The sequence below is a fragment of the Rhodocytophaga rosea genome, from assembly GCF_010119975.1.
Taxonomy (GTDB): Bacteria; Bacteroidota; Bacteroidia; order Cytophagales; family 172606-1; genus Rhodocytophaga; species Rhodocytophaga rosea.
Map to the genome: position 1 here is coordinate 7,646,662 of NZ_CP048222.1, position 12,914 is coordinate 7,659,575.

The window sequence follows — 12,914 nt, forward strand, 5'->3', positions numbered from 1 at the left end:
CAGCAGTGGCTGTCCTCATCCTAAAATATCAGACATATGAGCAGCAAAGGGGTAGTTACAAATTCTACCCCTGGGTGTTGCACAACGTAGCAGAGCACAAAATAAAGGATATGAATTTGCTTTTGAGTAAGGATTTGAATATTGGCTATAGGATGAGTAGAGCAAGCGAGCAGTTTCTGCAGGTTGTAAGCGGTAGCTGCCATGAGCATAAACTTATGAGCGGCTTGTTTTCCCTTTGCATTGCTTCTCTTCATACCATAGTAGTTGAGTAAACTGCCAAAAACAGGTTCTACCGTAGACATCCTGAGTCCTATCATTTTTTTACCTTCTTTACTTTCTACCCGTTCCTGAATGCGTTGATGATAGTGGCGGTAGACACTAAAGGTGAGTGTTTGCCGCCTTTTATTGCCACAGCATGCTTTTTTTAGCGGACATACACTGCAATCCTTCACTCTGGCATGATAGTAATGAGTAGCAAAGCCTTTTTCTATTCTAATCCCATGGTAGTAAAGCAACTTTTCATTGCGACAGATATAGGCGTTTTGTGTTGGATCATAATGGAAACCTTCTCTTACCGGCTGATAACTACCCGGTAAAGAAATGAAGCCTTTGATATGGCGTGCCTCTAAAAAAGCATAATTCTCGCCTGATCCGAAGCCTGCATCAGCTAGCAGATATTGAAAGGGTAATCTATATTGCATAAGCTTTGCTGAAAGCTTGTCTACGATTGCCGTCAGATGGCGGGAATCTTTTTCATCTGCCAGGTCAGCTTGCATGTGAGTAATCACATGGCGATGCGTGTCTACTGCCATTGTGGATAGATAATACAGTCGGGAAGGTTTACCTGTTTTTTGAGTAAGTTTAGCCTCAGCATCACTCATACTGATATGAGTTCGATTATTTCTAGGGCAGCTTTTAGGCTTAGTGGTCTTTTCTATCGAGGGAAAAGGTGAAACTTGCCCTGTAAGTTCGGCAGGTGTACTTAGATTTGCTTCCCCCTGAAGCAGTTGCCATTCCAGCAATGCCTTTCGCTTCAAACTATCTGTAGAGGCATTAGCTTCCACTAAGGCTGCGTCCACAACTTGGGTGTGCCCACTAACCATACCTGCCGCTACACAGGCAGTAAGAATAGACTGAAAGCAAGTTTCAAATACCTCTGCCGGTAAGCGCTTGCGTGTGCGGGATAGGGTACTGTGGCAAGGCAGGCGCTCACCCACATTATAGTTTAAAAAATGAAGGATATCTAAGCGTAATTGACTCATTTCAATAAGAGCCCGCTCTGAACAGATATTTTCATAATGAGCTACTAGTTGTAGCTTGAAAAATACCACTGGATCTATTGATTTCTGCCCACACTTGCCATAATAAGGGGCTACTGCCTGATAGAGGAACTCCAAATTCAGCAGTTGCTTAATTTGGCGGTAAAAATTGTTCTTGGGAACATAAGTTTCCACTATCAGTGAAGGGCAAGTGTTGGTGAACTGTTTTCTTTTGCCTACCATTCTTGAATTTATCAATCAGAAGGAAGATTTCAAACCAGCAGTTGTGCAACACCCAGACCCCTTTCCTGTAACTGCTAATATGTCTAATTTCTTGGGAGGAGATCAGATAACTCTGCTTATCCTAAAGCTTTACAAGAGTTAACTACTTACCCACAGCTATTTCAACAATTGGTTTTTTATTGTATCAATCTCTTTGTTTTGTTACATTGAGCTAATCTAAAGATTGGGCGTCAATTCAAAATTTATATATGAAATTACTTATCTATATAGTTGGATCGCTGCTTCTGCTGTCTTGCAAACCTGCCTATGATTTGCAAATCACCCATGCCAATATATTCGACACCAAAAAGGGGATTGTACTTGAAAACAAAACAATCCTCATCAATGCCGATACTATAGTAGCGGTAGTAGAAAGTAATAAATCCGTTAAAGCAAAGAAAACAATAAATGCCAGCGGTAAGTTAGTCACACCTGGCATTATTGATACCCATATCCATCCCATGCATTTCTTCGGTGACTACGATGAGGCACCCACTTACCTAGCAGAAGATTCCTTACCCTATTTGAGAAAGAAATTTTCGGACAACTACCTGCCTTATGGCGTTACAACCGTTATGATAATGGGCCAACCTGAAACCTGGCTAAAGCCCATCCTTACTTGGTCAACCCATCCATTACCTAAGTTTACAAACATATATACTACAGGCGGAGCCCTTATTTCCAAAGAAGAACGTAAGACATACATAGGTCATATTTCTGTTGAATCTCCTATGGCTGCCCGACAAAAGGTTTTAGACTATTATAAGATGGGCATTCGGCACGTGAAACTATACTGGCGATTGAGAAGGCCTGAGTTTGAAGCTGCCTATAAAACTGCTGACAGTTTAGAGATGCAGGTGTATGGACACATTGATAATGGCATTATGAGTATGGATACCACACTCGCCATTGGACTCAACAATTATGAACATCTATTTACTATTATGCATAGTATTGCCTTCAGCCAAGAAGAGGAAAAAAAATTCGTTGTCGGACTAGAAGCCGTTTATGGAAAAGGAATGTTAGATTCTATTCCTTTTTTGGAAGGAATTATGAATGAAGCTCGCTTTATTGTTGACAATAAATCAGAAGCCCTTGATTCCCTTTTAACCCGTCTGACAAAAGAACGGGCCACTTTCTCCTCCACCATTCATTTGTTTGCCGATAAGTTTGGGCTCACCTACTTTGCCGATCCGAATAATAAGCTAGCTGCCCAAATAAGTAAAAACAAGATGCAGCACAACAAAGATAATTTTAAAGCCTTTATGCAAATCGTAAAAAAAGTACAAGAGAAAGGGATCAAATTACGAATAGGCACTGATGTACCAAATGGGGGGAAAGCAGTTTTATCGGAACAACTCCTGTTGTCTGAATATGGATTTTCTATTGCGTCCATTATTGAGATTTCTACCATAAATGGAGCCATGTCTTTGAAGATGGAAAATAAATATGGTTCTTTAGAAAAAGGGAAAAAAGCAGATCTAATTATTTATGAAAAAAGTCCTTTCGAGGACTATAAAAACTTTTTATCAAGTAGAATTATAGTAAAAGACGGGGTTATTTTAACAAATCCTGCTTCCAAATGATTAAAAAACCGGCTGCCTAGCACCATTCACCCTCGCCAACCGGCCTGCCGATGCACAAAGCTTCAGCATGAAGGCTCGGCGGGGTGTGCGCTTGGTTGGTTAGCACCTACTGTAAAGCAACAACTAGAACAGAATTTATTATGAGTAACCAACAAGAAACAAAAGTTGTCGCCATAATGTCCATGTCCTTAGACGGCTTTGTTGCAGACAGCAACCATGGCGTAGGAGAAGTATTCGACTGGTATTTTGCTTCAGGTGATGTAGAAATCCAGACAGGAGGCGCGGACAACATGACATTCAGGGTATCTCAACAGAGTGCAGATTACATACGAGATCGCACCTTTGAGCTTGGTGCTGTACTAACGGGTCGAAAAACTTTTGAAGTTGCCCACGGGTGGGGTGGAACCCATGCCTGGGGTCCAGCCTTCGTTGTCACTCATAAAGTCCCCGCGGGGTGGCCTCGGCCAAATTCAAATGTAAACTTCATTACCAATGGTCTTGAGACAGCCGTCAAACAAGCTAAAATTGCAGCCGAAGGGAAGAATGTTGCCGTTCATGGTGCCGACATCATTCAACAATTAATGAATGCAGGGTTACTAGACGAAATTCAGGTTGATATAGCCGCTGTCATTCTTGGCTCAGGTGTTAGATTATTCGAGCATCTGCAGGGAACACCCATGTTTCTTGGTAATCCGACCACAATTCAGGGCGTTGGCGTCACACACTTACGATACCCTGTGGTCAAGAAGTAGCTCAACCAAATTAGGTGATTGACTACAGGGTCTTCCCTCAAAATTGTGGACATTGAGTTTAGACCTATTTGTTAAATTTAATGTTGAATGATTATGGTTTTGATTGCCATGGTCCAAGTTAAGAAATATATCCCTTTGTTAAAACTTCATATTAAGACAAGAGGGGAAGTAATAGAAACTATTATCTTTCCCTTTTGTCCATTTAGCTTCAAATGTTATTATCTATTGAACCTTGCACTTCGATAGGTGAAAGCCAGTTTCTACTTATTGTATAGCTAAAGCAAAGTTACTACCTGATTTGTGTTGACAGTGTTGTAACAAGCTAATTTAGGGATAGCGTTGTTTGGATTCTGAGTTTACTTGATTGGGTTACTTGGAAAAAGCTTAGCGAAAAAGTAATGGTACAAATTCATTTAGATACTGCCGCCAATTGATCCAGGTATGTCCTCCTTCTGTTTCCTTGTACTGATACTTGATTTTGTGTTTGTCTAGCAAGGCTAGCGTTTTTTTATTGGCCTCCATGACAAAATCATCCTTCCCAATTTCAACCCAGAAGAGTTTTTTACTTTTGTTAAAGTTGGGGTCTTGTAATACCTTGGCATATTTGGTCTCCGCCTCATCAATACTTGGTCCAAAAAAACCAGAGCTAAATACGCCTACATAATTAAACAGGTCCCCATGACTTAGGGTGATGGAGAATCCGGAGCATGCTGACCCCTTTTGAAGCCCCGGATTCCGGCAAGTAAGTAGCTAAAAAGCTGCAGATTATGTCATTCCGGCAGATATTGACCCCACTTTTGAGCAGCTATAGCTACTAATTCCGGACTCTACCAGCCCTTGCAGGAAAGATTCCGGACGATGCTGACCCCCTTCTGCTCGTAAAAGACTACAGGATTTGGTTCTTTGGTGATCACTTACCAAACAGAGCACCGATGGCTGGAAAACCAAAACCTATGAGTCAGATCAAACAACTACTGCTGCTGCATCAGCAAGGTAAAGGCATTAAGTTCATTGCCCGCAGTCTTTCCCTGAGCAAGAATACGGTCAAGGCGTATCTTGCCAAAACAGCCCTGCTGCCATTAAGCGTGGAGCAACTGCTGTCCCTAGCCGATCCGCTGCTGGAAGCAAAATACCATGCCGGTAATCCTGCCTACAAAGACACCCGCTTTGACCACTTCAAAGAAAAGCTCGACTACTTTGCCTCAGAACTCAAGCAGGTAGGTGTCAACAGAAGATTGCTGTGGGAAGAGTATAAAAAAGAGTATGCCCAAGGCTACGGCTACTCCCAGTTCTGTTTCCACCTCTCTCAGCAGTTATTGGCCCGTAAACCTACCATGGTCCTAACTCACAAAGCGGCTGAAAAACTATTTATCGATTTTGCCGGAAAAAAGCTTTCCTACATTGACAAAGACACCGGCGAAGTGATCTATTGTCAAGTGTTTGCGGCTTGTCTGCCTTATTCTGACTACAGCTTTGCCATGGCTGTTCCCAGTCAAAATATAGAAGACTTCCTGTATGCCCTCCGGTGCTGTTTAGAAGAGATCGGTGGTGTGCCAAAGGTGCTGGTACCGGATAACTTAAAGTCTGCCATTGTGAAAGCCAGTCCCTATGAACCGGATGTTAATCGTGCCATGGAAGATTTTGCTAATCATTATGGGGCAGTGGTGATTCCGGCCAGAGTGCGTAAACCACAGGACAAGGCCTTGGTAGAAAACGGGGTAAAGCTGATCTATAACAGGGTCTATGCTAAACTGCGCCATCAACAGTTCTTTGATCTTTCCTCCCTCAATAAAGCCATCAAGGAGAAAATCCGTGAACATAATCAAACCAGGATGCAAAAGAAGCCCTACTGCAGACAAGAAAAATTCTTAGCCGATGAAAAACACCTACTTGGGCCACTGCCAGACTATAGTTTTGAACTCAAGTATTACCGGGAGTTGAAAGTGGCCCAGAACAACCATATCTACCTGGCTCAGGATAAACATTACTACAGTGTACCCTACACTTACATTGGCTTGCAGGTAAAAGTGATCTACACCCGCTCGATGGTGCATATCTACAGCAAAGGCGAGCAAATAGCTTTGCATGTGAGAGATTACCGCATGGGCAGCTATACCACTATCAAAGAACACCTGTGTTCCCACCATCGGCACTACCTGGAACGTAGCCCGGAATACTACCTGAAAAAAGCCCAAAGTAAATCAGAAGAGTTCTACAAGCTTTTGGAAGGACTCTTCCAGCAGAAACGCTATCCTGAGCAGCTATACCGCACCTGTGATGGCTTGTTGCGCCTGGCAAGCAGAAGTGATGCAGATAGCTTCCGCAAAGCATGTTTGATTGCTATTGAACATGGCAATTACACCTACCGCTTTATGCGCAACCTACTGGAAAACAACATGGTGCATGACCAGGAGCAGATTATAGAACGGTCCTTGCCGGAACATACTAACATCCGGGGCAAAGAGTATTATACCCAATTTTTATCCACCCTCAACTAATCTACTCCTAACTAACAAAACAGATGATGCAAATCCAATCCCAACTCAGTCAGTTGCAACTCCACGGAATGAGTCGCAGCTGGCAGGCACTGCTAGAGACAAGAAAATGCCATGAACTCTCCTTGAGCGAGGGACTCGAACTACTGCTGCAGGCAGAAGAAAATGAGCGAAAGGAACGAAAGTTCCGCCGCTTGCAGCGCAATGCTTTTTTCCGCTACCAGGCTTCTATAGAAGAATTGCAGCCGGGTAGCGCACGTGGCTTAGATAAATCCCTGCTCAACGGGCTGGCCACAGGAGAGTACTTAATCAAAGGGGAGTCCATCCTGATTAGCGGTGCTACTGGAGCAGGCAAAAGTTTTTTAGCTTCTGCTTTAGGACACCAGGCCTGTGCACAGGGATATTCAGTAGCTTATTTTAATGTAGCTAAACTGCTGCTGAAAACAAAGATGGCCCGGGTAGATGGCAGCTTAATCAAGTTCTTTGAGAAGCTATCCAAAACCCGCTTACTGATTTTGGATGACTTTGGCTTAACCCCTTTAGAAGCAGGACAGCGATTAGACCTGATGGAGATGATCGAAGACCGCCATGCCCGTGCCTCTACCATTATTGCTTCTCAACTACCGGTCAGCAGCTGGTATGAAGTAATTGGGGAAGCAACTATTGCCGATGCCATCCTCGACCGGCTGCTGCATACCTCTTACCGAATAGAGTTGAAAGGTGAAAGTTTAAGAAAAAAACACTAACATTGTCAGACCATCGGGTTCTTTGAACCACTTCCTTTTTGGTGTGTCAGTATCGCCAAAGGGGGTCAACATCACCGGAATATCCAGGGTGACATCCAACGTTTGAAAGCCACCCATCGAGAGTCCAGCAATCGCTTGATTTTCACGGCCAGTAAGTATCCGGTAGTTTTTCTCCACATAAGGCATCACTTCTTTGAGAAGCTCATCAGCAAACATAGTCCGCATCTGTGTCATCGCCTGAGGGTTCATCGCTCCGGGTGTGCTACGAATGGGCATACTTCCATTAGGCATCACTACGATCATGGGTTTTGCCTTTCCTGCTGCCAGTAGGTTATCTAGGATGAAATTAGCACGGCCTACCGTGCTCCATCCTGAATCGTCGTCACCTCCGCCATGTAACAGATAAAACACCGGGTATTTGGTGTTACTTTTCTCATACCCTGGGGGTGTATACACATGCATTCGCCGGGGCATATCAAGGGAGGTAGACTGATACCAAACCTGGCGCACCTCTCCATGTGGAACAGATTTATTATCCTGGAAAGCTGTTTCTTGCCCGGATACAGCCATCATATTTTCCAGGCTGTTGATCCCCTGCTTAATTACCGGATTTTTCGGGTCCATGGTGCGAACCCCATCCACTGTAAGGGTGTAGGTGTAATAATCAGGCTTGAGAGGGCCAATGGTTACAGACCAGACTCCGATCTCTCCTTTTTCTAATTTCATACTAGGGGATCCACCAGGAAAATCACCACTTACTGTAACCTCACTCGCTTTAGGCGCATAAATACTGATTTTTACCCGATGGTCAGACAAGACTTGTGGCGATTTCAAGGTATCGTTAGGTGTGGGTTGCCGCTGTGGCATTTGACTATAAGCACTCGGAGAGAAAACTGAAGTTTGAACTTGCTACCTTTAACTGGAGGATAAATCATAGGCAGATTTAATTTACTATTAAATTTGAACGTATGAAAAGACACGTATTTGATCAAGCATTTAAACAGATGGCCATTGAGTTATCTTATGTTAAAGGATCAGTTAAAGTAGCTGCCCAAGAATTAGATATAGATCCTGGAAGATTAAGTAAGTGGAGACAAGATCAAAACCTGGAAAAGATAATACCAAAAGAAAAATCTTCGCTCACGGCAGATCAACTAGAGATTAGACGCTTACAAAAAGAACTCAAGGAGGCTCAGTTAGAAAGAGATATATTAAAAAAGGCGGTCAGCATCTTTTCCAAGAGCGATGGAAAATATTTCAATTCATAAAGGAAAACCGCTTATTGTTTCCCATTGAAAAGATGTGTAAAGTACTGCAAGTAAGTACGAGTGGTTATTATTGGTTAAAAAATCCTGTTGGTTTAAGGACCCTAAAACAAAATATATTATTAACTGATATTAGAAAAGTGTACAATGATAGTAAAAAACGATATGGAAGTCCCAGGATTACCAGCGAGTTAAGAGACTTGGGTATTAGTGTATCGCGTCCACGAGTGGCCAGACTGATGAAGAAAGCTAATATCAAAAGTATCATTAGGAAGAAATACCGGGTGCAGACTACAGATTCTGAACATGAATATGCTATAGCTGAAAACCACCTCAACAGAGAGTTTTCTGCACAGGCAATTGGGCAGAAGTGGGTGTCTGATCTGACTTATATTAAAACTCAGGAAGGATGGCTATACCTGACAGTTGTATTGGACCTGGCTGATAGAAAGCTAATTGGGTGGGCAATGAGTGACACAATGAAAGCTAGTGATACTACGATAACTGCCTGGAAAATGGCAATCAAAAACAGGCCTGTTAATCAAAATTTACTGTTCCACTCCGATAGAGGGGTGCAGTATGCTTGTACCGATTTTAAAGAGCAGCTTAAAGGTCTGCCTGTATTGCAAAGTATGAGCAGAAAAGGTAACTGCTGGGATAATGCAGTAGCCGAAAGCTTCTTCAAAACTTTAAAAACAGAGTTAGTCTACCATATGGATTATCTCACAAAGCAACAGGCGAAGCTGGCTATTTTTGAATATATTGAGGGATGGTATAACAAAAGAAGACGCCATTCTGCCTTAGGTAACAGAATTCCCGAACAGTATCAGTTTTATTTAGAAGAAAAAAGAATAGCTGCCTGAAAATTCCTCCAGTAAAATGTTGCAACTCCAGCTAGTATAAACAAGCAAGCAGCTAGGAAGAATGGGAACCATTTTTTCTGTCTCATTGAAAGTTAAGATTTAAGGTGAATTAGTTAATAAGTTTCTTACTATGCCATAGATTAAGTGCGAAGACAGAACTTACAAACCAGTGCTAAGTAAAGATATCATAAAAGAGCAAATTATCTCTCATATGAGTTAAGGTTAAAGAGGGTCAAATATAAAGTAGGTGATTGTCTGATTGTAAAATCTATTTTTGAGATTCTGTACTTCGCTTGTGAATAGAAAGATTAAATGTAAATTATGCATCAATGTTTACAGTTACCCCAAAGGGGCGAATAAATTAACTTCCCCAATTTTTTGAACCAACTCAATTTTAGTGCTACCTTGAGTTTTACCCTAGCTGTATGAAGTACAGGCTGATCTTGTAGGTGCATACACATGATCTCAGGGTGTAAGGGCTGCCCTAAGCCGTAGTCTTTGAAAAACTCACTGATCGTGTGCAGAACTGGAATGTGTGACATAGCAGGTGCCTATTGTATATTAATTGGCAAGGTATAGTAAACATAGATAATTTTCCTTTCCTTATTTTCTCCCTTTATAGGTTTACAAAAATCTACCTTTAGCTATTTCCATTAGTTCCAACAAAAGGCTCCTATTTAATAACTTACATTTGTAAATATCATGGATTCCTCCTTTTGTTTTTAATCCGAGTCCTGCAAAAAAAACTGTAAGTAGAAAATTAACATTTTTGTCAACATTGAGCCAGCCAAAACCACCCAGGTTATATTTACACTCCAATAGGTAATTATCCAACAATAACATGTATAATTACTATTTTTTGCATAACATTTTTATAAAGGCTGTTTGATTCTGTGTGAAGTGCCGCTATTGCTGAAATAAACACCAGAGTTAACTACTTTGCTCTCCTATTTTTGCGCTATCAGACTAGTATAGACAGCCTTAGGGCCGTTCATTTCCACAGACACCAAACCAGAATGCCATTTTTGTAAAAATTATGCGAACCTACCGTTATAAAACCGCTTTGCTTATTGATGATAATGAGATAGATAATTTAATCCACACCCAACTTATCAAAAGTATATCATTAGCTGAACAGATTATTATTAAAAGTTCAGCTATGGAAGCATTAGAATTTATTGTCCATAGTATTGCCCATTCTCTTTCCCTACCTGATATTATTTTTTTGGATATCAACATGCCACTTATGGATGGTTTTGATTTTTTAGAGAGCTTAGAGCTTCTTCCATCAAAAGTGTGGAAGACAACCAAAATTGTAATGCTCTCTTCTACCATAGATGCCGGGGAAATACGCAGAATACGGGAACATCCTTATATTAATACCTTTATTTGTAAGCCACTTACACCCCTTGCCCTAACACAACTTTTATGAAAGTGCCTCCTTACTTTATTAGCTAACAGACATTACCGGCACCTTTATAACAATTACCTCTGGCTTGCCCATACCTGGCAATATTATCATTCTGCCATTGATACCATTAATATATTAGGGAAATACAGAGAACCTTATGGTACCAGCTTCTTGCTCTCAACTAACATTTCATGAGATTACTTCTTTGGAGAAAGTTGAGAAAAGTATTGCTACCAGCCTTGCCAGTATTGAGGTCGACGAAAAACAGAATTGGTTATTTGTATAAGCCATTGAATTGTCCCTGCCGGAAGAAGAAATGCAAATAACTCCCTCTTTAAATCCTATTCCTTCTAAACAAGTAAGACAATACATTGCCCTTTGTGAAGATTAAAGGCATTCTGTTTACTGTAGAGAAAGGGCATCTTGGGATAATTGATTGAACAGGCCATCTCTGAACTTTTCGGGGGTTAATCCGGTGTGTTTTTTGAAAAATTTTGTAAAGTAAGAGTTATCGGCAAAGTTCAATTGATAGGCTACTTCCGAGATAGTTAATGATAAATTAGTTAATAAGCGTTTAGCTTCCAGCATAATACGGTCCCGTATTACTTCTCCGGCTGACTGCCCTAAGACCTCATGACATAGGGCATTTAAATGTCCAGGGGTAATAAACAGGAGTTCGGCATACTCTCTTGGCAATTTTAAAGAAGTATAATTTTTTTCAACCAGCTTTTGATAGTTCCGCAGCAATGTATAATTATAAGCTGTTGCCTGATGAACGGGGCGTTCAAAGCTTAACCTGTCCATCTGTATAAAAAGTTGTACTAATAAAACCCTGACCATATCCTGTCTTAAATGCTGAACAGTTTCACTTTCATGGACAAGCTTTTCAAACAGGTCAAGTATTAGAGGGTGTAAATTAGTGGACAGATCAATTACAGCCTCAGCTACATTACCATTAAAAAATGGAAATTGATCCAGGTAATCTGCTTTCAGCAGTAAAGATTGAAAAAACTGGGTAGAAAAATTTACCACATAGCCATCTACTTTGCCTTCAAAACTCCAGCTATGTACCTGGCCAGGCCCCATAAAATAGATTTGATAAGGCCTAACCAGAAAACGTTGAAAATCGATGTCATGGCTGCCGGCTCCTTCTGTAAATAAGACTATATGGTAAAAAGTATGTTTGTGTGACAAAAGCAGGTTTTGATGTTTGTCCAGAAAAGGTGCCAACCGGCTGATAAAAATATCTTCTTGTTCACATCGGGATAATTTACAAATATCAAAAATAGGGAATTGTGCCTTCATCATTTTGCAATTAATTGTAACACACATTATTTATAAATACTTACTAAAAGGATAGGAAAGCCCAAAGGAAGAGATAAAAGTATCTATATCATTGAAGTGAATCCAATCGCACATTGCCTTTTTTATCCCGCTCATTTAAAATAAGCATTTATTACCATATAAGCAATAAATGGTACCATAGTTTAGCCACTACACTTGCTACCTTTACAAGAGCCAATCAGCTTGTTTATTCTGGAGAATAAAATCATAGAAAATAATCAGTTCAGGCAACCAGTCTGATAGCATACCAACCATATAAATTCCATAAATGATGAAAACTATTCAGGTTCCTACAAGAGAACAAGTAAACGAAGAGGCGCAAGCATTATTCGATCAATTACAAAAACGCCTGGGCAAAGTTCCTAACTTATATGCGACCATAGGTTATTCTGCCCATGCTTTACAGGCTTTCCTCCAGTTTGAAACTTCCCTGAATCAGGGTGCATTTACTGGTAAAGAACGGGAAGCCGTTGCCCTGGTGGTTTCGCAGGTAAATGGGTGTAATTATTGTTTGGCAGCCCAAACTATGGCAGCTGTCAAAAGAGGGCTTACCCAGGAAGAAACTTTACTCATCAGGAGTGGCCGCGCAAGTGATCAGAAAATGAATACCATTGTGCAACTGGCTAAATCGATTGCAGAAAATAAAGGCAAATCGGCACAAAATCTATTAGCGCAATTTTTCGAAGCCGGCTATTCTGAAGCAGCCTTAATAGAGCTGACAGGCTTAGTGACTGTAAGGATATTTACCAATTATGTATATGCCTTAACTGCGATTCCGGTAGATTTTCCGGCCGCTCAGCCATTGCCTTATGCTCTTCAGGAGCAACCCCAGTCATGAGTGTAGCTGTTACCGGAAATTGTGCGCTTACGCTTGACTCTTAAGATTTTTTTTCACTTCTCACTCTTTTACC

The 12,914-nt window shown here is 41.1% G+C and carries 11 protein-coding genes; 7 read left to right on the forward strand and 4 right to left on the reverse strand.

All coding sequences use genetic code 11. The features are described from left to right. Positions 1-20 precede the first annotated feature (20 nt). Positions 21-1,397 (reverse strand): transposase, encoded by a 1,377-nt coding sequence (locus GXP67_RS31380; protein ID WP_162446782.1) that lies wholly within the window; start codon positions 1,395-1,397, stop codon positions 21-23. A gap of 353 nt (positions 1,398-1,750) precedes the next feature. Here GXP67_RS31380 and GXP67_RS31385 point away from each other — a divergent pair, with 353 nt between their 5' ends. Together GXP67_RS31385 and GXP67_RS31390 are read left to right on the forward strand one after the other, a co-directional pair. Continuing rightward, positions 1,751-3,127, forward strand: coding sequence for an amidohydrolase family protein (locus tag GXP67_RS31385; RefSeq protein WP_162446783.1), 1,377 nt, complete (start codon positions 1,751-1,753; stop codon positions 3,125-3,127). 140 nt (positions 3,128-3,267) lie between these two features. Then, the gene (locus tag GXP67_RS31390) at positions 3,268-3,879 is read left to right on the forward strand and encodes a dihydrofolate reductase family protein (RefSeq protein WP_197901596.1); all 612 of its coding nucleotides are present in this window, start codon (positions 3,268-3,270) and stop codon (positions 3,877-3,879) included. A 384-nt stretch (positions 3,880-4,263) separates the two neighbouring features. On the opposite strand, the gene GXP67_RS31395 is transcribed toward GXP67_RS31390, so the two are convergent. Next, the gene (locus tag GXP67_RS31395) at positions 4,264-4,572 is read right to left on the reverse strand and encodes an alpha/beta hydrolase (RefSeq protein WP_262890524.1); all 309 of its coding nucleotides are present in this window, start codon (positions 4,570-4,572) and stop codon (positions 4,264-4,266) included. A gap of 239 nt (positions 4,573-4,811) precedes the next feature. Between GXP67_RS31395 and istA the strand changes: the two genes are divergently transcribed. Then, positions 4,812-6,377 carry an IS21 family transposase gene (gene istA, locus GXP67_RS31400; RefSeq protein ID WP_162442237.1) on the forward strand — a complete coding sequence of 522 codons (1,566 nt, stop codon included), beginning with the start codon at positions 4,812-4,814 and terminating at the stop codon, positions 6,375-6,377. Positions 6,378-6,400: 23 nt separating this feature from the next. After that, positions 6,401-7,120: an IS21-like element helper ATPase IstB gene (gene istB, locus GXP67_RS31405; protein WP_162442236.1), complete on the forward strand. Its 720-nt coding sequence runs from the start codon at positions 6,401-6,403 to the stop codon at positions 7,118-7,120. Here the strand turns inward: istB and GXP67_RS31410 are convergent. Then, positions 7,103-7,987, reverse strand: a complete 885-nt coding sequence (locus tag GXP67_RS31410; RefSeq protein ID WP_162446784.1) for an esterase — start codon at positions 7,985-7,987, stop codon at positions 7,103-7,105. The two genes, istB and GXP67_RS31410, sit on opposite strands and share 18 nt — an antisense overlap. A gap of 101 nt (positions 7,988-8,088) precedes the next feature. Between GXP67_RS31410 and GXP67_RS31415 the strand changes: the two genes are divergently transcribed. Continuing rightward, positions 8,089-9,248 (forward strand): IS3 family transposase gene (locus GXP67_RS31415; RefSeq protein ID WP_162446785.1). Its coding sequence is split into 2 segments (ribosomal slippage): positions 8,089-8,332 and positions 8,332-9,248, totalling 1,161 coding nucleotides; the frame shifts between segments, so codons are not numbered across the junction. Positions 9,249-10,284: 1,036 nt separating this feature from the next. Further along, on the forward strand, positions 10,285-10,680 hold the full coding sequence (locus GXP67_RS31420; RefSeq protein ID WP_162446786.1) for a response regulator: 396 nt from the start codon (positions 10,285-10,287) through the stop codon (positions 10,678-10,680). A gap of 381 nt (positions 10,681-11,061) precedes the next feature. Here the strand turns inward: GXP67_RS31420 and GXP67_RS31425 are convergent, their stop codons facing one another. Beyond that, positions 11,062-11,967, reverse strand: coding sequence for an AraC family transcriptional regulator (locus tag GXP67_RS31425; protein WP_232064717.1), 906 nt, complete (start codon positions 11,965-11,967; stop codon positions 11,062-11,064). A gap of 304 nt (positions 11,968-12,271) precedes the next feature. Here GXP67_RS31425 and GXP67_RS31430 point away from each other — a divergent pair, with 304 nt between their 5' ends. Continuing rightward, positions 12,272-12,841 carry a carboxymuconolactone decarboxylase family protein gene (locus GXP67_RS31430; protein ID WP_232064718.1) on the forward strand — a complete coding sequence of 190 codons (570 nt, stop codon included), beginning with the start codon at positions 12,272-12,274 and terminating at the stop codon, positions 12,839-12,841. The last annotated feature ends 73 nt before the right edge of the window (positions 12,842-12,914 follow it).